We start from the raw sequence: 20,238 nt of genomic DNA on the forward strand, positions 1-20,238 counted from the left end.
TAGGAAGTTGCTAAATGATTAAGAGCTAGTCAAATGACTAGTTCTTTTTTTGTACTTACAAAGCTACTATAATAGAACTAATAGTTTAGTTTATTCTATAGATTATGTATTTTAATGGTTACAATATTAAATTTTTGACACCTATAAAAATAATAATATTTGAAATATATCAATATATATCCTATAATAAAGCTATTAATGAAAGGAATATTTATGACTAGTTTTAAATATAAAATTGTGGGTGTGGGCTTAGCATTTTTTGTACTCTGTCCTGTAAATGTTTTTGCTGCTGAAGTTATAAAGTATGATGATTCTGATTTAGACCAAGTTTTTGTGGATAATGATATTGAATATGATAAAAAAGCAGTGGAAGATCGTAAAGCTGAGTTTTTGTCGAATCCTAATAAGACTGTAGCACCTGATTATGAGGTTGAAAAAGTAATAATTACTGAAGAAATTACTGAAGAAGATGGAGAAATTGAAAAAACTGTGACAACTGAAACACATTTGAAAGATAAAAATCCTGCTCCAATTTATTCTAAAACACCTGTGTATAAAAGAGTGGTGGATATATCCGAGCACCAAAACCCTTCTAATATCAATTATGATAAATTTGCCAGTGACATTGATGGGGCAATACTTAGATCTTCAATAACAGATGCTGAAACTTTAGATATACGTAATGACTATCAAGTAAATAAACATTATAATGAGCTAAATAATCGCAAGGTACCTATTGGATTTTACCACTATTCTCGTGCAGTAAATCCCACAGAAGCTATAAAAGAAGCTAACTTCGTATATCAATTTATAAAAAATAAAAATGTTTTATTGCCTGTTTATATAGACATAGAAGATAATAAAAGACAAGCAAAGGCTGACAAAGGCGCTATTTCTGAAACTGCTGAGGCCTTTGTAACATTTATGCAAGCAAGGGGTTATAAGAGTGGAATTTATTCATATCCTTGGTTTGCTGATAACTATTTGACTCGAGATGTAAAAAATAAATATGAATTTTGGATAGCAGATTATGATTCTAAAGACTTTACCTCTTACAATAAATCAGATTTTGCATCATGGCAGTTTACCAATCAAGCTAGGGTAGATGGATATAATGGAAATGTGGATATGAGTGTGCTTTATAAAGACTATCCATATATGAAAACTGGTATTTCTAAAAAGCCAATGAGTGCTTTAGTGGAGGAAATAATTGCTGGCAAATGGGGAGTTGGAGCTGAAAGGCAAAAAAGACTTGTCTATGCTGGGTATAATTATGATATAATTCAAAAAGCTGTCAATCAAAGATTGGCAAATGCATAAAAAGGAGAAAAATAATGGCTGAAATTAAATATGATATTGTTGAGACTCTTGGTGTACTTTCTGACAATGGGAAGGGATGGACCAAGGAATTAAATCTTGTAAGTTGGAACGAACGCGAGCCAAAGTTTGACATCCGTGATTGGAATGAAGATCATACAAGGATGAGAAAAGGCGTAACTCTTACAAATGAAGAAGCAGAAGTGCTTTTTAACGTATTAAGCGAAGAATTTGGAGAATAATAATTAGACCTTAAGAATTGATTTTCTTAAGGTTTTTTATTGTCTAAAGCTTTAAACATCAAGCTTTTGAAGTATATTTAAAAAAGGTGATATAATGATATATTTAGATAATGCAGCAACTGCAATAAAAAGAGAAGAAGTAATAAAATACATACTAGAGCACACAAAAGAATTTGACGGAAATCCAGAAAGCACCCATGCCATGGGGAGAAATGCTAAGAAAATTTTGGAAGATTCACGTAAAAAAATTGCTGATTCAATAGGAGCCAATCCTAAAAATGTCATATTTTTATCAGGGGCTACTGAAGCAAATAATACTGTAATCAATGCCTTTCGTAACAAGGAAATTATTACAAGTGCCATAGAACATGATTCGATTTTAAATAGTATTGGCAAAGAAAATGCTATTTTGCTCAAAGCGGATAAAAATGGGCAAATTTCTGTTGGTGATCTAAAAAGCAAAGTAAATGAGCATACAAAACTAGTTGCTATTATGTATGTAAATAACGAAACTGGGACAATCCAGCCGGTAAAAGAAGTTGGAGACTACTTAGCAGATAAAGATATATGGTTTCATATAGATGCGGTCCAAGCTTACGGTCATGTTGATATTAACGTGGATGAATTAAATTGTGATTCACTAGCAATATCAGGCCATAAAATCGGTGGACTTAATGGATTTGGTGCACTTTTCTTAAGAGAAAATATTGATTCTTTTATGAAGGGTGGAGAACAAGAGAAAAATCGTAGAGCAGGCACATCCTTTGTGGCTGGGGCTTACTCAATGGCAGCTTCTTTTCCAAAAATGCTTGCAGAACGTGATCATATAAAAAAACTTAAATCGTATTTTATAGGAAGATTAAAAGAAACAAATATAAATTTTGAAATTAATGGTGATATAGAAAAATCTTCTGCCCATATTTTAAATATTTATTTTCCTGACCAAAAGTCAGATTTCTTGCTTACATATTTAGATATGAATGGTATTTGTGTTTCTGCTGGATCTGCTTGTAGGGCGGGTAGCTTTTTACCAAGCCATGTGATTTCAAATATGTATGATGAAAATCGAGCAGAACATTCGGTAAGATTTTCCTTTGGTTATCAAAATACAAAAGAAGAAATAAATAAGGTTATAGAAGTTTTATCAAATTTATAGAGTCAGCCAATATGGCTGATTTTTTTGTGCCAATATTTAAGGAAGATTTAAGATTAGTTTAAGTTTAATCAAATGTTAGTATTTTATAATATCCATAAGGAGGAAGGGAAATGCTAACGATAAAAAACTTAAATAAAAAATTTGATAAAAAAATCATCTACGAAAACTTAGATTTAGAACTAAAAAAAGGAGAAATATTTGCCCTAATAGGCCCAAATGGTATTGGAAAAACTACCCTTATTCGTATGATGCTAGGACTTGATACAGATTATGAAGGGGAAATTGATAAGGGACAGAATAAAATTTCTTATAGTCCAGAGTCTCCAAATTTTCCAGAAATATTGACAGGTAAAGAATTCTTAGAGCTTATAAAATATCATCATGGATCAGATGATAATATTGATCAGTTAATGAAAAATGTTGGACTTGATCCGGATAATAAGGCTAAAATTATAAATTATTCAAAGGGTATGCTACAAAGATTAGCAGTAGCCCAATCATTAATTGGAAATCCCGACATAATTCTTTTGGATGAGCCATCAAGTGGTTTAGATTTTTTTGGGCAAATGGCCATGCAAGATTTAATAAAAGGCTTAAAGACTTCAGATAAGGCAATACTATTAAACTCTCATTTGCTCTACGATGTTGGAAAAATTGCAGATAGGGGAGTAATTATTATGGGTCCTAATAATTTTAAAGAATTTTCTAAAGAAGATTTTAAGGAAAAATCACTGGCTCAGATATTTTTAGACTTTGCAAAGGAGATTGGATATGAACCTCACTAAGTTACATATAAAGGAAAATTTAAGTAAATCTTCATTTATAATATTTGCCATAATAGGGTTATTAATCACATTTTTAGCTAGAGGAATGGAAGTTACTGCTCCAGGAGTAAATACTAGTGGAGATTTTGGAAAATATGGTGTCCAGTGGTCAATAATTAGCTTAATATCTGCTCTAGCTAGCGTAACACTAACCACTGGTAGTTTTAAAAAATATCTAAAAACTGACTTGCCAGATATATTAAAAGTGCATGGTCTAAGTTTAAATAGGCAAATTAATCAAATATTTAAGGCGGATGTAATTATAAGCATGGTGATGGGACTACTACTTTTAATAGGATTGCTTGTAAATATTATTATAGAAAGACCTAAGCTAAGTCTAATAGGATTTTTACTAGCTATTTTAATTTACCTTTTAACAATATTTGTTGTAAATTTGATAATGGGAATATTAAACCTAATATTTAATTCTGCGGCAGCATCATTGTTTGGAATATTTTTTGTAATTGTGGGTGCATTGAAAGGCATATTAACTTTTGTTTTGGAAATGCAAGGCGGACTATTTGCTGACATTTTGGTCAAAGTTTTATATATTTTCCCACCAATAAATGAATTTGGTAAAATTGCTCGCGATTTATTTTTAGGAGATTTTAATAATTTTGCATTAGTCGGTCAATGTTTGTTCTATGTTTGGATTTTGATTGGCTTATATTATCTAGTAAAGAGATGGAGGGTGGGAGATGAAAAATAAAATTATTTATTTTATTATTGGGCTAATATTAATTATATTTAATTACCAAAATCGTATTACAACTATTGATAATACTACCTTGCATTTGATTGAAGATGTAAATAATTATGATACAGAAAAATTATGGCCAGGATTTGAGAATAAGGACTATATGAAAGATATTAGGTATAATTCTAGCAAAGAGTTTAGGTATGATAAGGGAAATATTACTTTTAAAACTCCTGATCAACCAGTAGTGAGTATTGAAGCCTTAAAAGATGATAATGTTCCATTAATAAAAGCTGTTCCATTTGAAAAATTTAGAGACATTGCCGACCAAGCTGGTTCATCAAGTGCAAATGTAGAAGCAAAATATAAGTCAGTAATAATCCATGAATCATTCCACTGCTTTCAAATGGAACATGGACTAAGTGAAGTGGCAGATATTAGTGATAGAATTGATACAGAAGACCCAAATTATGAAAAATTTGCAGAAGTTTGTAAAAAATTAGATGAAGATGAGGTTTATAAAAGACTCTGGGAAGATGAATACAAGGCTTTACTATATTTATATGAAAATCATGATTCTAGCAAGTATAAAGAATCTAGGAGTAAACGATTTTCTTATGTGAAATCCAATTTTCCTGATGAATTTGATTATTTTAATAAACTGGTAACTTATAAAGAATTTATAGAAGGTAGTGCCAGATTTGTAGAGGAAAAATATATGGTAGACCTTTTAAATGACCCATATATCAATTATGAAGATAGGATTTTTTATAGTATTGATACCTCTCTTTATTCAGAAGGGTCATTAAAGGCAAAGATACTTGATAAATATTATCCACAATGGAAAGAAAATATAGATTTTTCTAGGGATAATAATTTTGATAAGATGTTTAAAAAAGGAAATATTTTGTGAATGAAAAAATTTTAGTAGTTGATGATAATGATGAGATACGCAACATAGTAACTCTTTATCTAAAAAATAGTAATTTTGAAATATATGAGGCAAGTACTGGAAGAGAGGCCCTCGATTTTCTAAGAAAAAATAATATATCTTTGATGATCCTAGATATAATGATGCCAGAGCTTGATGGGATAGAGGTTTTAAAATCTATTGGCAATGACAGAGATTATCCTATAATTTTTTTATCCGCACGATCTAGTGTAAAAGATAAAATAGAAGGCTTATACCTAGGTGCAGATGATTATTTAGCAAAACCCTTTGACCCAGGAGAACTGGTGGCAAGGGTTATTGCACTTTTAAGAAGAAATAATCGAAAGTTAGATAATAATATAGTAAAAATAGGAAATTTAAGCTGGGATAAGTACAAAAGACTTATTTATAAAGATGAAAATCTTTTAAATTTACGTTCTAAAGAATATGAACTACTGACAATGTTTATGACAACTCCCGGCAAGGTATTTACCAAACAAGAAATTTATGAAAATCTTTGGCAGGAGTATTATTTCGAAGATGACAACACAATAATGGTTCATATATCAAATCTTAGAGAAAAAATAGAAGATAATCCCAAAAGTCCAACAAAAATAATCACCATAAGGGGATTGGGCTATATGCTTAGGAAAGAATAATGAATACAAAAAAAAATATATTTAAAAATACTATAATTTTTACATTAGTTTTTTTACTATCTACAATCATATTTTTTGCAAGTCTATCAAAAATTTTAGATGGCGATAGTTTTGAAAATGTATTTGGTGATTACATGCCTGTATCTGATAATATTGATGAAAGTGAATTAGATTGGAAAAAAATCGCGGAGCTTGGAGGATCAGCATTTGTAGTAGATGGAAATAAGGTAATAAGATCTTATAATAAAAAATATAATAAAGAATACAGCTATTCTCAGTTGCTTGATTTTACTACGCTATATGAGGGGAATCAAAATACTTTTGTTTTCGATACCTATGATGGTAACAAATTATTTCTAAATTATCCAAGTGAAAAAGTTTCAACCATCATAAATTTTGATCTTAATAAGGGAGAAAGCTCACTTAAGAGTAACTTAATAGTTTTAATATTTATAATCATTGGTGCCTATATTTTAATAATATATTTGATAGTCCGTTGGCTCTCATATAAAATCAACAATGAATTGCTAGAAATACATAAAAAGCAGGAAAAAGATAAGGATCTTTTATTTAAGGGTATAGCCCATGATGTAAAAACACCTTTGTCAGTGATATTATCTTATAGCAGGGCCATGGATGAAGATATAATTGCAAGTGATAAAAGAGAAGAATATTTAAAAGCTATAGGAAGAAATGCAGAAGTTTTAAATCAAAGAGTAGATGAACTTCTAGAATTTTCAAGCCTTGATAGCTTTCATGTTAATAAAGAAAATAAAGATATTTTGGAACTTGTAAGAAGATATATCGGAGATAATTACTCATATTTTTTAGATAATAATGCAAGTGTAGAAATACTTTTCGACGAAAATGATAAATATTTTGTCCGCGTGGATGAAAAATTATTTCAAAGAGTACTTCAAAATTTATTACAAAATTCAATAGACCATAATAAAGACAGTGTTGTAATTTCAATTGATTTTATAGATAATAAACTTATCATAAAGGATAATGGTAGGGGCATAGACCCTAAAAATATAGAAAATATTTTTGACCCACTTTTTACTGAAGATCCTAGCCGACAGGGAGAAAAACTTCGTGGCATGGGTTTATCAAATGTTAAAAAAATTTGTGAGCTTCATAACTGGCAAGTTTACTATAAAAATGGCTTTGTAATCAGCTTTTAAAATAGTATAGTATTTTTCTGATATATAAGGAGGGTGCTAATGAAAGATAAAAAAGATACAAAAGTAGTAGTAGGTATCAGCGGCGGGGTAGATTCCTCAGTTGCAGCCCTGCTTTTAAAAGAAGAAGGCTATGATGTAGTCGGAATATTTATGAAAAACTGGGATGACACAGATGAAAATGGAGTGTGCACTGCAGAAGAAGATTTCGAAGATGCAGTAGCCATTGCAAATCAAATCGGTATTCCGTATTATTCGATAAATTTTGAAAAAGAATATTATGATAGAGTATTTACCTACTTTTTAGATGAATATAAAAAAGGAAGAACTCCAAATCCTGATATAATGTGCAATAAGGAAATAAAATTTAAGGCATTTTTAGATTATGCTAAAAATCTAGGAGCTGATTATGTAGCAACAGGCCACTATGCCAGAGTAGATAGATCTGGGGATGAAACAGTGATGCTACGTGGACTTGATAATAACAAAGACCAAACTTACTTTTTAAGTCAATTATCCCAAGATCAAATTAAAGATGTATTATTCCCAGTAGGAGAATTACAAAAATCTGAAGTAAGAGAGATAGCAAAAAAATACAATCTTGCAACAGCAAATAAAAAAGACTCCACAGGAATTTGTTTTATTGGAGAACGCGATTTTAATGAATTTTTAAGCAACTACATGCCAGCCCAACCGGGCGATATTGTTGATACAGACGGAAATGTTTTAGGAAAACACGATGGACTAATGTATCATACAATTGGTCAAAGACGTGGACTTGGTATCGGCGGAGATGGTGCAGCATGGTTTGTATGCGGCAAAGATTTAGAAAAAAATGAGCTTATAGTTTGCCAGGGAGCAGAAAATCCACTTTTATTTTCAAATAAGCTTTATGCTAGCGAATTTTCTACTTTTACAGATAAAAAAATCCCAACAGAGTTTGACTGCACAGCCAAATTTAGATACCGCCAAAAAGATATCAATGCCCATGTAAAAGTTTTGGATGACAATCATGTAGAAGTGACATATGATGATACAAAGGCAGTAACTCCTGGCCAAGCTGCAGTGTTTTATATAGATGAAGTATGTATAGGATCTGCAATAATTGATGAAGTATATAATGTGGAAACTAAGCTAAAAGTTTAATTTTTTAGGAAGATTGATTTATGATAATAGACAATGATTACAGCTTTATTGGCTCAGATATCAGAAAAATTAGAGAATCAAAGGGTATTACTCGTAAGGAAATAGCAGAAAATCTTTATATTTCCGAGGAGACCATAAGGAGAATTGAAAAGGGTGATAATGACCCTAGAATATCTACTTTAGTGCCTATTTGTAACTATCTTGGTATTGATATCAAGGATTTTATAAATGATACAGAGTTTGAATACAAAAATTTATTATCATTAAGAAAAGAAATTGGAGACTTGTTAAATAATGATTCTATGGATAAAGCTAAGACACTTATAAAAAGTCTAGATAATTTTGATTTTTCTAAAAATATAGCTTATGAAAGAGAGCTCTATGCTACAAAACACTATTTTAATGGCTTGATGGGTATTAAAAATAATGCAAAGCTAGATAATTCCTCTGATGATCTTGAAAACGCTTTGTCAGATTTGAATTCTAGATTTAAAGTTAATAAGTTTAAGAATTATAAATACGATGATTTTTCGCTTAGAATTTTATTGGCGCTTGCCTTAAATGAATACAAAAAAGGAAATTTTGATTTATATAAGGATATCATGGCCGAAATGTCTGGCTATGTAAATTCTTCTATAGAAAATTATTTTGTATTTTGCTATAATCTGGCGGTCTTTTATGCAAGAATTGGAAAATATGAGCAATCTTTAAATGTATGCAATCAAGCTATAGGATCTGCAAAAATTGTAAAAGAAACAACATATTTAAATATGCTTTATTATGCAAAGGGGATTAATCATTTATACTTGCACGAATACGATAGGGCAAAAGAAAGTTTTGAATACTGTAAAGTTCTAACAAATATATTTGCATCAGATATTATAAAATCTAGTTTGTCGAATCAAATAGATAGTTTACTAGTAAAAAATAATTAATATAAAAAATAGGAATCCACACAAATGTGTATTTAAATCATTTATTATATATGCTACCATGTAATCAACAAGGAGGTAGTAATATGAAAAAAATTAAAAAAGCAATCGTTGTCGCATTTTTATTAATGCTAACATTTAACCTTAATCTAAATAAGAGCAATCTAGTCGCACTTGGTAGCCTTGACGAACACATAATCGATATATTTTACCTAGCATAAAAATTAGTATTGTAAATTAAGGCATATAGAAAGATGATTTATAGATAGAAGCTTAGAGATAAAATTATTTCGTTTACCTCCTTAGTAAATAGCTTCTATCTTAAGAAAACGCATATTGTAAGGAGATATTATGGAAAAAAATAAACTATTAGTTGGCGCATTATCAATTACCCTACTCACAAATACAATTTTACCAGCAACAAATATTGCTACAAAATTAAATACACCAATTACAAGTGTAGCATATGCAGCAAGCGATTCAAATGAATCAGGCGAAGCTATTGAAAAAATTAATTACTTAAAAGAAATAATTACTAGCATAGAAAATATAAATGGTGGCCTTGAAGGCAATCAATTAAACTGGTTAAAAGAATTAAATCATGCTGCTGAGCTAATGACAAAAATTGTAAAAAGTGGAATAAATAGTGCATCTGAATTAAGAGATAAAATTATCCCAAGAATTGACTTACTAATAAATGTAGCAGAAACAATTACAGCTGATGCAACAGAGTTAGCTGATAGTGAACAACAAGCTCATATAATAGTTGGATTTTCAGTAACTCGCGCTATACTTAAAGCAACAGATTTATTTGAAAATGCAGAGGGACTTAAGAAAGCATCAGAAGACTTGACTGCATCTCTTGAAAAGGCTCGCCAAGTTCCAAAACTAACTGAAGATTCAAAAAGAACTCACTACACTTTACAAAAACTAGATAAAGCAATTGCAAATGCTAAGAGAATAAGAAATAAAGAACTTAAAAATAAACTTGATCCAGCAGAACTAGCGGATGTAGATTTATTAATCAAAGAAGCACAAGGAGTAAGAAGAAATCCATCTGCAAAAGTATCTGAAGTAAATTCAATAACAGAAAAATTAAATTCAAAAATTGATGAAGCTATAAAAGCTATCCCAGAGGGAGAAAGAGCTGCAAACAAGGTTCAAAAAAGAGGTCTTGAAAAAGATATCCAAGCAGCTAAAAATCTTCGCGATTCTAGTTTAAAAGGAAAAGTTGACTTTAGTGTAATCAGAGAATTAAACAGAGAAATTACTCTAGCAACTAGAGTTTTAAATAGCACAAAATCTACACTAAATGAAGTAGAAGCAGCTGATCAAGCGATTGTAGCAGCTATGAATAATGCACTTTCAAAAGTAGAAGAAACAGAAACAAAAGATGAAGAAATCCCAACTGAAGAAATTACTCCAGAAGTAGAAGAAAATACAGATGACATAATCGAAGATGAAACTTCTGATGATTTAGAATCTGAAACTGAAGAAGAAACAGAAGAAGAATCTACTGAAAAAGTGGATGAAGAAATAGCAGATGAAACAAATGAAAGTGAAGCTGAGATAGTAGAAGCAGAGTAATAAAAACCAATCTTTCCTCATAAAAGAATATATATAAATTGATATACAAAACTGGTATACACAAAAAACCTCCTTAAACAATGAAAGGAGGTTTTTGTGTATAAATTTAAAAATAGAAAATTAATAAAAAAATTAACACGGTCTTAATATCAGATTTGTTAATATAAAAATACAAAAGGAGGTATATATGAAAAAATTAGCAACCTTAGCACTAGCTATGCTTGTAATTCCAAGTGTGAATTCATTTGCTGCTGGTGAAAATGAAAAAACAATTGATACTAATCAAAAAATGGAAATAAAAACTGAAACAAAAGAAGAAAAACAAAATCAAATGGACCGTTATGAAGTAATTGAGGTTTTTGATGATACAGTTACTTTAAGATTTATTGAAACATTAAATGGTAATCAAATTCCAACATACAATGGAGCAGAATTTAATGTAGCAAAAGAAAAATTTGCTGATAAGGATATAAAAGTAGGGGATATATATAAAATCATCCACGATGACATAGTCATGCCATCTAACCCAGCACAATTTGGCCAAATTTTCTCAATAGAGAAAGATGTTTCATCAAACAGCGAAGATAAAAACGCAAAAGAAGAAAAAGTTACACAAGAATTTGTTGTAGAAAAAGTAAATGAAGAAGGATATACCATTTATGATTTGAATAACAAAGATAATAAATACATGATTAGCAAAAAAGATGCTAAAGACATGGATTTATTAGAGGGAGATACTATTGAAATTACTCATAATGGAGTAATTATGGAATCTAATCCAGCTCAATTTAATAAAATATTTGATATTAAAAAACTTCACAGCGATCATAAAGATGATGAAAAAGAAGATAGCAAAGAAGAAAAAATAACCGAAGTTTTTCTAGTAGATGAAGTAAATGAAGGTGGATATACAATTTCACCAAAAGAAAACAAAGATAATAAATATTCTATCAGCAAAGAAGATACAAAAGGCATGGATTTAGCAGTTGGGGACAAATTAGAAATAACCCACACAGGTCTTGCAACAAAATCAATCCCAGCTCAATTTGTAGGCGATATTGAAATACGCAAAGTGGATAATAAATCAGATGTAGATTTGCCAAGTGATGATAAAGATATGGCAGATAAAAACGATAAGTCAGATATTAAAAAAGAAAACGATAGTAAGTCAAATAAGAAAAAAGAAATAGATAATGAAAAAATGGATACAATAAAAAAAGATGACAGTACATCTATAAAAAATAAAGTCGCTGGAGCTAATCCAAAAACTGGTGTCCTTTCATCAGTAGGGCTGATTGGATCAAGTGCAGTAGCAATTGCTATGGCAAAAAAAATTAGAAACTATTAAAAATAAACCCTTGTGTTAATTCACAAGGGTTATATTTATATATTAATTTCTAAAACTATTGGGGTATGGTCTTGGCGTTTGCCAGAGTCAATCATATCTGAGCGGCTAACATTATCTTTTATTCTATCGCTTACTAAAAAGTAATCAATTCTCCAGCCAGAATTATTGATTTTGCTTGTTTTTACTCTTTGTGCCCACCAGGTGTATTTACCTTCTACATCCCCGTGTAGGTATCTAAATGTATCTGTAAATCCACGGCTAAGTATATAAGTAAAACCTTCACGTTCTTCATCGGTAAATCCTGCAGACATATGATTATTTTCTGGGTGAGCTAGGTCGATTTCTTCATGGGCCACGTTAAAATCTCCCGCTGCAATTACAGGTTTTTCCTTATCTAGTTTTACAATATAGTCAGAATATTTTCTATCCCATTTTTGCCTATCAGAAAGTCTTTTTAATTCTCCACCTGCATTTGGTGTATAAACTTGGGTAAAATAAAAATCATCAAATTCTAAAGTAACCATTCTTCCCTCAAGATCCATTGGTTCTGGAGCTTCGATAAACGGAAAATTGCTATTGCAATCCAATTCTTTTTTATAAAGAGTCATGCATCCTGCATATGATTTACGTGCACCTTCTGCAGAATTTACATGGACATAATTATAGTCTGGAAAAAATTCTTCGAGTTTTTCTTTGTGCTTTTTAGAAAGCCCTGTTTGAGGTAATTTTGTTTCTTGAAGAGCTATCACATCAGGGTCTTCTTTTTTTATAGTTTCAAAAACTTCACGTGTCATAACTGCTCTGTTTGAATCACTAGTTAGAGCAGCATTTAGTGAGTCTATATTCCATGAAATAAATTTCAAATCAATCTCCTTTACTTTGGTCTATTTATAAAGTCATTATAAAATTTAATACCCTTTATTGCAAGGAGAAAAAAGTTTTAATATTATTTTTTTAATTGATCCTATAATATGAATAGGAAATATTTGGCATTTTAAAACTTTTAAGTAGTTATTTATGGAAAGAACACATGGCGTTGAAGTAATATCTGACATTTATGATTATCTAAAAAAATTTAACTATATCATAGAGGAAATGTAAGATAAAGCCGAACCAGAGAATGTTGCAACAGTATTTAGGCAAATGATTTTTGAATACCATTACATACTTTCACAAGATTTTGAAGATATAAAATTGGGGTTGGTAGAACCAATAGGAGATAACAAAATTATAGTTCACGTCTTACTTGTGCTTAACGGAGACTATGTAGAGAAAAAATTCTTATTTGCAGGAAATGATGTTAAAAATTACACAGACATTACGGGAAAAAGTATATAAATTAAAGCACTTTTAAGTGCTTTTTTTATTTAAAATATCAATAAATTGGGTAATATATATAAAAGAATATTAAGGAGGATTTTATGAAAAATAAAATACTAGCATTAGGACTTAGTTTTACATTTTTATTTGCAATAAGTCCTAACACATACGCAAGCGAATCAGCAAATCCGAAACAAGAAGTAAATCAAGAAAATCAAAATGAAGAACATAGTTATGTTTTTAATGTAACTAACATTAGCGAAAACCAAGTAACTCTTTCCTATGCTGGAGAAATAAGAAACGATGCTCGTGAAATAACTATGGATGATAATTACAATAACCTTGTCCTTAGCCAAGATTTATTTGCTGAGGATGTAAGCTTAAAAGATGAATATCAAATCAAAACAACAAAAAATATTCATGAATTAAACAAGGATAATGTTAAAAAAGAAGATTTAGAATTAATTCAAAAATACGAAAAACCAGTGAATATGCCAGTAGATCAACTTCCTGAAAATACTGATACAATTGAAGTAGAAGTGGGAGAAGTTTTTGCAAATGACCCTATAAATAAAGCAGCAAATGTATTTGAAGTAGGCAATAAAGATAATCTATACTCAATAAGCTTTGATGACTTAAGAGATGAAAATCCAAAAGTAGGAGATAAGTACAAAATTTACTGGGATGGCATTATCATGGAGTCATATCCAGGACAATTTGGTGAAATCTATAGAGTAGAAAAGCTAGAAAGTAAGCCAGTAGAAAATTGGGATACAAGAGAATTTGAACTAGTTGAAATACGTGATACAAAAGATAGCAAAGAAGCAATTCTTAAAGATTTAAAATTTAATAAAAAAACTTATTGGACATATCTGGATAAATTAAAAGATGAAAATGCCCAAGTTGGAGATAGATATTTAATCACCTTCAATGATAAGGGTGATGATGATATGACCCAAATACAAAAAGTTGAAAAATGGATGAAAAAGGAAGATCCAAAATCAGAAATAAATTATGATGAGCTTAACAAAGTGATTGATGAAGCATCAAAGATTGTATTGGGAGATCAAACATACACAAAAGAAAGTGCAGAGCATTTTCAAAATACATTTACTGATGCTAAAAATCTATTAAAAAAGCCAGATGCTAGTCAAGAAGAAGTAGATGAGGCTGCAAAAAAAGTAAGAAATGCAATTGATGGTCTTACAGAAGAAAAAGAACAAGCAGCACCAACAAAACCAGAAGACAAATCAAAATCAAACAAAAGCGATGAAAACACAAAAAATAAAAAAGAAAATACAAAAGCTGCTGGTGTAGAAGAGCCAAAAGAAGATAAAAAATCAGTATTTGGAAACCCAAGCACTGGTATCACTTCTATAGCTCCAATAGCAGTAACTGCTATCCTTGCTGGTGTAGGTTATGCTGCAAGTAAGAAAAATAAATAAGTAAACTAAAATGCAGGTAATTGCCTGCATTTTTTTGTGCAAAAATCTATGCTATAATAAAATTATGAAACTAGAAGCATTTGAAAATATTAGAATTGATAAATATATTTCCGATGAATTTGAAGAAATTCCTAGGGAAAAAATAAAAACATTTATCAAGGATGAAAAAATAAAAGTAAATGACAAAAAAATAAAACCAAGCTATAAATTAGAAATCGATGATGAGATTTATATAGATGATGAACTTTTTAAAGTCCCAGAAATAAAGCCTGAAGAAATGGATTTGAAAATAGTCTATGAAAATGAAGACTTTGCAATAATTGATAAGGATGAGGATGTCATAGTCCACCCAGCAGGCTCGATAATAACGGGTACTTTGGTAAATGCTTTGATCTATAAGTACGGTTATGATGGACTTTCTCACATAGGTGGCGATGACAGACCGGGGATAGTTCATAGACTTGATAAGGATACAACAGGTCTAATGGTGATTGCAAAAAATAATGATTCCTACAAGTATTTAAAAACTCTTTTTGAAACTAGGAAAGTAGATAAGGAGTATCTAGCCATTGTTCACGGCAATTTTGAGCAAAGAACTGGCAGAATAGAAAACTTTATGGATAGGGATCCCAATAATCGTAGGAAAATGGCAGTGACTTCTAGTGGACGCATTGCTATTAGTGAATATGAAGTTTTAAAAGAAGTGCAAGGATACTCACTTGTCAAAATTCATATAATTACTGGCCGAACCCACCAGATAAGAGTTCACATGACTGATATTAATCACCCCCTTGTGGGAGATCCGGTTTATGGCAATGTCAAAACCAAATTTAATTTAGACCACCAATTGCTACACTGCGCTTATTTAGGCTTTACAGATAAAAATGGAGAGTATTTAAGTTTTACTAAAAAGCCTCATAAAACTTTCTTAAAATATCAAAATATCTTAGGACTTGGAGAATAAAATGTATTCAAAAACAAACACTTGCTCACTTTTAGGCCTGGCTGGAAATTTGGTAGAAGTAGAAAGCGATATTACTTCTGGCCTGCCAGCTTTTTTAATAGTAGGTTTGCCTGACTCATCTATAAAGGAATCAAAGGAAAGAGTTAGAGTTGCAATAAGTAACTCTGGATATTCATTTCCTCCTGGAAGAATTACAGTAAATTTATCCCCAGCAGATCTTAAAAAAGAAGGTACTCAGTTAGATTTACCAATTGCTATTTCACTTTTAAATTCTATGGGCATTATCACTTATCCATATGAGGATTATGTATTTTTAGGAGAGCTTGCCTTAGATGGTAGAATTTTACCAGTAAGAGGTGCTCTTGCCATGGTCATTTCCATGCGTGAACTAGGATTTAATAAATTTATAATTGCAGATGAAAATAAGGATGAATGCGCAATAATAAATGATGTAGAAATATTACCCTTTAAAAATTTAAATGACATAGTTGGATTTTTAAATAAAGAAAAAGAAATAAAAGCCTATAAGCTTGATTTATCCAAAGCAAACGAAGAGTTAGATTACGATTTGGATTTTAGAGATATAAAGGGTCAAGAAAGTTTAAAAAGAGCCTTACAAATTGCTGCAGCAGGCAATCACAATCTATTAATGATAGGCCCACCAGGTTCAGGAAAAACTTTTTCTGCCAAACACTTACCAACCATTCTTCCAGATATGAATTTTGATGAGAAAGTTGAAGTAACAAAAATCTACTCAATAATGGGACTTTTGGATAAGGGGCGACTTGTAAATGAAAGACCATTTAGATCTCCACATCATTCAGCAAGTGAAGTTGCACTTATCGGTGGCGGTCATTCTATACCAAAACCTGGAGAAATCTCTCTTGCCCATCGTGGAGTTTTGTTTTTAGATGAGTTTCCAGAATTTAACAAAAAAACTATAGAGGCCCTTAGGGAACCACTTGAAAATCGTGAGATAAATATATCCCGTGCCCAAGCAAGTTTAAAATATCCATCAGATTTTATTCTAATTGCAGCTATGAACCCTTGCCCATGTGGAAATTATGGAAATCCATTAAAAGAATGTACTTGCTCTCAAAATGAAATTAGAAGATATCTAAATAAAATTTCTGCCCCTATACTTGATAGGATTGATATCCATATTGAAATATCACCTGTAAAATATGAGGATTTAAGAAACAATGCTCATTCAAAGTCGTCTAAAGAATTAAAAAAGGAAGTAATTCTTGCAAGAAAAATCCAAGAAGATCGTTATAAAAACGAAAAAGTATCTACAAACTCACAGCTTTCTACAGCGCAGATGAAAAAATATGTAAAATTAAGTCCAGAAGTAGAAAAAATAGCGAAAATGGCTTTTAATAAATACAATTTTTCGGTAAGAAGTTTTAATAAAATTATAAAAATGGCAAGAACTATTGCTGATTTAGATCAAAGTATTGAAATTGAACAAAAGCATTTGCTTGAAGCTGTCAGATATAGAACTTTAGATGGTAAATATTGGGGAGAATAATGCTTGATCAACGTGATATATTAGCAAATATTGATAAATTTATTTATGATTTATTTGACTATGCAATTTTTTATAAAGCAAGTGATATTCATATAGAAGCAGAAGAAAGTTATGGTCGTGTAAGACTTAGAATTGATGGTAAGCTTGATGAAATTTTAAGGATTACACGTAAAAATTATGAAATGCTCGTATCAAAATTAAAGCTTCTAGCAAATATGGATATCAGTGAGCATCGTAGACCCCAAGATGAAAATTTAAAACTTATTGCTTATCCAAATGTGGATTTTCGTGTATCTGTAATTGGAACAATTAATGGTGAAAAATTAGTAATCAGAATATTATCCTTGGGTGAATTTAAAGAAAATGCGAATTTGCTTGGTTTTAGCGAAAAATCAAAAAATATTTTAGAAAAAACACTTAAAAACAGATCTGGCATGATTATTTTCTCGGGTCCAACCGGATCTGGAAAGTCAACCTCACTTTATTCATTGCTAGAAGAGTTAAATAATGATTATGAAAATATAATCACAGTTGAAGATCCAGTCGAATACAATATTGAGGGCATAAATCAAATAAATATCAATGAAAAAATTGATTTTACATTTGCAAAAGCTTTAAGATCTATTTTAAGACAAGATCCGGATATAATTTTAATTGGAGAAATAAGAGATTATGAAACAGCACAAATTGCTGTAAGAGCAGCTATTACTGGACACTTGGTTTTAACTACTCTACATACTAATAATGCTTTGTCATCTATCATTAGATTAAAAGACTTAGGTGTTGAAAATTATTTATTATCCTCAGCAATAAATGCAGTTGCTAGCCAAAGGCTAGTTAGAAAACTTTGCGATTGCAAAACACCTGATAAAATGACAGATTTAGAATACAATTTAGCTAAAAAGTATATAGATGTTGATAGGAGAAAAGAAATTTATAGACCAAATGGCTGTCCAAATTGTAATGAAGGTTATAGGGGAAGGGAAGCTTGCGAAGAAGTTTTTATCCTTAACGATGAGTTTCGTGATATGGTAAGAGCGGATAAAATAGACTTGGTAAGTGTAAGTGAATTTGCCAAAGCTAATGATTTTGTTCCTATGGTTGCTAATGGACTTCAAAAAGTTTTTGATGGAACTACTAGCTTTGAAGAGTTAATAAATGTTATGTATGACCAAATATAAAATTACTAATTAATAAATAAAAATAGATAAAGCATACAGTTTTATTAATTTAGTGTGGTATAATTATAAACGTATTTTTATTTTTGGAGGTTATATGACATTAAATGATATTATGGCGGCTTTGGGGGTTGTAATTAATGGGATCCCTCAAGCACTGTTAGCTTTATCTGTGGGCTTTGCAGCTTTTCCAACTTCACTTGGTTTTGCGGTTGGAGTTATAGCTTGTGCTATCTTACAATCACCTATTCCAATTTCTATGCAAGCTGAAACTATTGCATTAGCGGGAGCTTACGGTGATGATGTAAGCGAAAGATTGTCAGTTGTTTTTTGGGCTGGGATAATAATGACTATCCTAGGAGTTACTGGTAGTTTAAATTATATTGTGGATTTAGCTGGTGAGTATGTCCTAAATGGTATGATGGCAGGAGTTGGTTTAATTTTAGCGAAAATTGCTGTAGATGGATTAAAACTTGAAACAAAAATGGTAACATTAATTTCTATCCTGACAGCTTTTATCACTTATTTTATCTCAGGTAGAAATTTAGTTTATACCATAATTATTTCTGTAATCATCTCTTCAATTTATGCAAATATTAAAAAAATGGAAATAGGAAAAGATATAAAAGAAGAAGAAAGAAAACTTTCTATAAAAAAACCACTTTTAAATAAAAAAGTGGTGAGGGGAGGTCTTTCTCTATCATGTTTAACCATTGGGGCTAATATTGCTTTTGGGAACATTACTGCATCATTATCAGGTGGAAAAGTTGCTGCAAATATTGACCATCTAACAGTATACTCTGGAATTGCTGATGCCGTTTCTTCAATATTTGGAGGTGCGCCTGTGGAAGCTATTATTTCAGCAACAGGAGCAAGCGATAATCCAGTAAATTCAGGTATTTTAATGATGACAATACTTGGAATAATTATGTTTATGGGACTTTTACCAAAGCTTGGGAAATATGTGCCAGGAGAATCAATTCATGGATTTTTATTTGTACTGGGAGCATTAGTAACCGTTCCTACAAATGCAAACATTGCTTTTGCGGCTGGTGGCGATGCAGCCTTAGTTGCAGGTATTGCTATGGCAACAACTGCAGCAAGTGATCCATTCATTGGACTTATAGCTGGAATTATTCTTAAGCTTATTATTTTATAGGAGGTTTTATGGATAAATATAAATTAAATGTATGTGGATTAGAAAAAGACTTACCTATTATACAAATATCAGAAAACTTAAAAATTGCATCCTTTGTTTTATTGGGAGATGCAGAACTAGCAGAAAAAGCAGGCTATGAATTAAGCAAAAAAATAAATTGTGATATTATCATCACAGCAGAAGCCAAGGGAATCCAACTTGCTCACGAAATTGCTAGAAACTTAGGTGAAAAATCATTTATCGTTGCTAGAAAATCAGAAAAAGCTTACATGAATGACCCAGTAAGTGTAGAAGTAAACTCAATAACTACTACAAATGTACAAAAATTATATCTCGATTCAAAAGATGCAGAAAAAATAAAAGGAAAAAAAGTAGCTCTTGTAGATGATGTAATATCTACTGGTCAATCTATAGCAGCTCTTGAAGCTTTAGTGGAAAAAGCAGGTGGTGAAGTTGTTCAAAAGCTTGCTATCCTTGCAGAAGGTGATGCTGCAAATAGGAAGGATATAATCTATCTAGAAAAGCTTCCTTTATTTGAAATATAAATTTTAAAACTTCCAAAGAAATGAACTGACCCCTTAAAGTTGGACCTAATCAACTTAAGGAGGTCAGTTTTTTATG

The 20,238-nt window shown here is 30.8% G+C and carries 20 protein-coding genes; 19 read left to right on the forward strand and 1 reads right to left on the reverse strand.

The window, feature by feature from the left end:
• Positions 1-213: 213 nt before the first annotated feature.
• The 13 genes from JNO63_RS07700 to JNO63_RS07755 all read left to right on the forward strand — a co-directional run bounded on the left by JNO63_RS07700 (position 214) and on the right by JNO63_RS07755 (position 12,020).
• Positions 214-1,320, forward strand: coding sequence for a GH25 family lysozyme (locus JNO63_RS07700; protein WP_203128216.1), 1,107 nt, complete (start codon positions 214-216; stop codon positions 1,318-1,320).
• 14 nt (positions 1,321-1,334) lie between these two features.
• A complete protein-coding gene (locus JNO63_RS07705; RefSeq protein ID WP_203128218.1) occupies positions 1,335-1,559 on the forward strand; it encodes a YdbC family protein in 225 nt (74 codons plus the stop codon).
• 94 nt (positions 1,560-1,653) lie between these two features.
• Positions 1,654-2,715: a cysteine desulfurase family protein gene (locus JNO63_RS07710; protein ID WP_203128220.1), complete on the forward strand. Its 1,062-nt coding sequence runs from the start codon at positions 1,654-1,656 to the stop codon at positions 2,713-2,715.
• Positions 2,716-2,825: 110 nt separating this feature from the next.
• Positions 2,826-3,500: an ABC transporter ATP-binding protein gene (locus JNO63_RS07715; RefSeq protein WP_203128222.1), complete on the forward strand. Its 675-nt coding sequence runs from the start codon at positions 2,826-2,828 to the stop codon at positions 3,498-3,500.
• On the forward strand, positions 3,487-4,248 hold the full coding sequence (locus tag JNO63_RS07720) for a hypothetical protein (protein ID WP_203128224.1): 762 nt from the start codon (positions 3,487-3,489) through the stop codon (positions 4,246-4,248). Before JNO63_RS07715 ends, JNO63_RS07720 begins: the two co-directional genes overlap by 14 nt.
• A complete protein-coding gene (locus tag JNO63_RS07725; RefSeq protein WP_203128226.1) occupies positions 4,238-5,149 on the forward strand; it encodes a hypothetical protein in 912 nt (303 codons plus the stop codon). The genes JNO63_RS07720 and JNO63_RS07725 overlap by 11 nt, the downstream gene beginning before the upstream one ends.
• The gene (locus tag JNO63_RS08745; RefSeq protein ID WP_203128228.1) at positions 5,146-5,826 is read left to right on the forward strand and encodes a response regulator transcription factor; all 681 of its coding nucleotides are present in this window, start codon (positions 5,146-5,148) and stop codon (positions 5,824-5,826) included. The genes JNO63_RS07725 and JNO63_RS08745 overlap by 4 nt, the downstream gene beginning before the upstream one ends.
• Positions 5,826-7,010: a sensor histidine kinase gene (locus JNO63_RS07735; protein WP_203128230.1), complete on the forward strand. Its 1,185-nt coding sequence runs from the start codon at positions 5,826-5,828 to the stop codon at positions 7,008-7,010. Before JNO63_RS08745 ends, JNO63_RS07735 begins: the two co-directional genes overlap by 1 nt.
• A 39-nt stretch (positions 7,011-7,049) precedes the next feature.
• A complete protein-coding gene (mnmA, locus tag JNO63_RS07740; protein ID WP_203128232.1) occupies positions 7,050-8,153 on the forward strand; it encodes a tRNA 2-thiouridine(34) synthase MnmA in 1,104 nt (367 codons plus the stop codon).
• 20 nt (positions 8,154-8,173) lie between these two features.
• Positions 8,174-9,088, forward strand: a complete 915-nt coding sequence (locus JNO63_RS07745; protein ID WP_203128234.1) for a helix-turn-helix transcriptional regulator — start codon at positions 8,174-8,176, stop codon at positions 9,086-9,088.
• Between the two features lie 83 nt (positions 9,089-9,171).
• A complete protein-coding gene (locus JNO63_RS08730) occupies positions 9,172-9,306 on the forward strand; it encodes a hypothetical protein (protein WP_274379873.1) in 135 nt (44 codons plus the stop codon).
• 130 nt (positions 9,307-9,436) lie between these two features.
• Positions 9,437-10,672 carry a CAMP factor family pore-forming toxin gene (locus JNO63_RS07750; RefSeq protein WP_203128236.1) on the forward strand — a complete coding sequence of 412 codons (1,236 nt, stop codon included), beginning with the start codon at positions 9,437-9,439 and terminating at the stop codon, positions 10,670-10,672.
• A 187-nt stretch (positions 10,673-10,859) separates the two neighbouring features.
• On the forward strand, positions 10,860-12,020 hold the full coding sequence (locus tag JNO63_RS07755; RefSeq protein WP_203128237.1) for a hypothetical protein: 1,161 nt from the start codon (positions 10,860-10,862) through the stop codon (positions 12,018-12,020).
• A 35-nt stretch (positions 12,021-12,055) separates the two neighbouring features.
• On the opposite strand, the gene JNO63_RS07760 is transcribed toward JNO63_RS07755, so the two are convergent.
• The gene (locus tag JNO63_RS07760; RefSeq protein WP_203128239.1) at positions 12,056-12,883 is read right to left on the reverse strand and encodes an exodeoxyribonuclease III; all 828 of its coding nucleotides are present in this window, start codon (positions 12,881-12,883) and stop codon (positions 12,056-12,058) included.
• Between the two features lie 558 nt (positions 12,884-13,441).
• On the opposite strand from JNO63_RS07760, the gene JNO63_RS07765 reads away from it, so the two are divergent.
• The 6 genes from JNO63_RS07765 to JNO63_RS07790 all read left to right on the forward strand — a co-directional run bounded on the left by JNO63_RS07765 (position 13,442) and on the right by JNO63_RS07790 (position 20,162).
• Positions 13,442-14,785 carry an FIVAR domain-containing protein gene (locus JNO63_RS07765; protein WP_203128244.1) on the forward strand — a complete coding sequence of 448 codons (1,344 nt, stop codon included), beginning with the start codon at positions 13,442-13,444 and terminating at the stop codon, positions 14,783-14,785.
• Positions 14,786-14,849: 64 nt separating this feature from the next.
• Positions 14,850-15,749: an RluA family pseudouridine synthase gene (locus JNO63_RS07770; protein ID WP_203128246.1), complete on the forward strand. Its 900-nt coding sequence runs from the start codon at positions 14,850-14,852 to the stop codon at positions 15,747-15,749.
• A 1-nt stretch (position 15,750) separates the two neighbouring features.
• Positions 15,751-17,280, forward strand: coding sequence for a YifB family Mg chelatase-like AAA ATPase (locus JNO63_RS07775; RefSeq protein WP_203128248.1), 1,530 nt, complete (start codon positions 15,751-15,753; stop codon positions 17,278-17,280).
• Positions 17,280-18,461: a GspE/PulE family protein gene (locus JNO63_RS07780; protein ID WP_203128250.1), complete on the forward strand. Its 1,182-nt coding sequence runs from the start codon at positions 17,280-17,282 to the stop codon at positions 18,459-18,461. Before JNO63_RS07775 ends, JNO63_RS07780 begins: the two co-directional genes overlap by 1 nt.
• Before the next feature lie 94 nt (positions 18,462-18,555).
• A complete protein-coding gene (locus JNO63_RS07785; protein WP_203128252.1) occupies positions 18,556-19,617 on the forward strand; it encodes a solute carrier family 23 protein in 1,062 nt (353 codons plus the stop codon).
• A gap of 8 nt (positions 19,618-19,625) precedes the next feature.
• Positions 19,626-20,162 carry a phosphoribosyltransferase family protein gene (locus tag JNO63_RS07790; protein ID WP_203128254.1) on the forward strand — a complete coding sequence of 179 codons (537 nt, stop codon included), beginning with the start codon at positions 19,626-19,628 and terminating at the stop codon, positions 20,160-20,162.
• Positions 20,163-20,238: the final 76 nt, after the last annotated feature.

The sequence above is a fragment of the Anaerococcus sp. mt242 genome (assembly GCF_016798225.1).
Lineage (GTDB): Bacteria > Bacillota > Clostridia > Tissierellales > Peptoniphilaceae > Anaerococcus.

Bases quoted from the DNA above. Each gene is read 5' to 3' on its own strand.
- JNO63_RS07700 (WP_203128216.1), top strand. From the start codon at position 214: ATGACTAGTTTTAAATATAAAATTGTGGGTGTGGGCTTAGCATTTTTT.
- JNO63_RS07705 (WP_203128218.1), top strand. From the start codon at position 1,335: ATGGCTGAAATTAAATATGATATTGTTGAGACTCTTGGTGTACTTTCT.
- JNO63_RS07710 (WP_203128220.1), top strand. From the start codon at position 1,654: ATGATATATTTAGATAATGCAGCAACTGCAATAAAAAGAGAAGAAGTA.
- JNO63_RS07715 (WP_203128222.1), top strand. From the start codon at position 2,826: ATGCTAACGATAAAAAACTTAAATAAAAAATTTGATAAAAAAATCATC.
- JNO63_RS07720 (WP_203128224.1), top strand. From the start codon at position 3,487: ATGAACCTCACTAAGTTACATATAAAGGAAAATTTAAGTAAATCTTCA.
- JNO63_RS07725 (WP_203128226.1), top strand. From the start codon at position 4,238: ATGAAAAATAAAATTATTTATTTTATTATTGGGCTAATATTAATTATA.
- JNO63_RS07735 (WP_203128230.1), top strand. From the start codon at position 5,826: ATGAATACAAAAAAAAATATATTTAAAAATACTATAATTTTTACATTA.
- mnmA (WP_203128232.1), top strand. From the start codon at position 7,050: ATGAAAGATAAAAAAGATACAAAAGTAGTAGTAGGTATCAGCGGCGGG.
- JNO63_RS07745 (WP_203128234.1), top strand. From the start codon at position 8,174: ATGATAATAGACAATGATTACAGCTTTATTGGCTCAGATATCAGAAAA.
- JNO63_RS08730 (WP_274379873.1), top strand. From the start codon at position 9,172: ATGAAAAAAATTAAAAAAGCAATCGTTGTCGCATTTTTATTAATGCTA.
- JNO63_RS07750 (WP_203128236.1), top strand. From the start codon at position 9,437: ATGGAAAAAAATAAACTATTAGTTGGCGCATTATCAATTACCCTACTC.
- JNO63_RS07755 (WP_203128237.1), top strand. From the start codon at position 10,860: ATGAAAAAATTAGCAACCTTAGCACTAGCTATGCTTGTAATTCCAAGT.
- JNO63_RS07765 (WP_203128244.1), top strand. From the start codon at position 13,442: ATGAAAAATAAAATACTAGCATTAGGACTTAGTTTTACATTTTTATTT.
- JNO63_RS07770 (WP_203128246.1), top strand. From the start codon at position 14,850: ATGAAACTAGAAGCATTTGAAAATATTAGAATTGATAAATATATTTCC.
- JNO63_RS07775 (WP_203128248.1), top strand. From the start codon at position 15,751: ATGTATTCAAAAACAAACACTTGCTCACTTTTAGGCCTGGCTGGAAAT.
- JNO63_RS07780 (WP_203128250.1), top strand. From the start codon at position 17,280: ATGCTTGATCAACGTGATATATTAGCAAATATTGATAAATTTATTTAT.
- JNO63_RS07785 (WP_203128252.1), top strand. From the start codon at position 18,556: ATGACATTAAATGATATTATGGCGGCTTTGGGGGTTGTAATTAATGGG.
- JNO63_RS07790 (WP_203128254.1), top strand. From the start codon at position 19,626: ATGGATAAATATAAATTAAATGTATGTGGATTAGAAAAAGACTTACCT.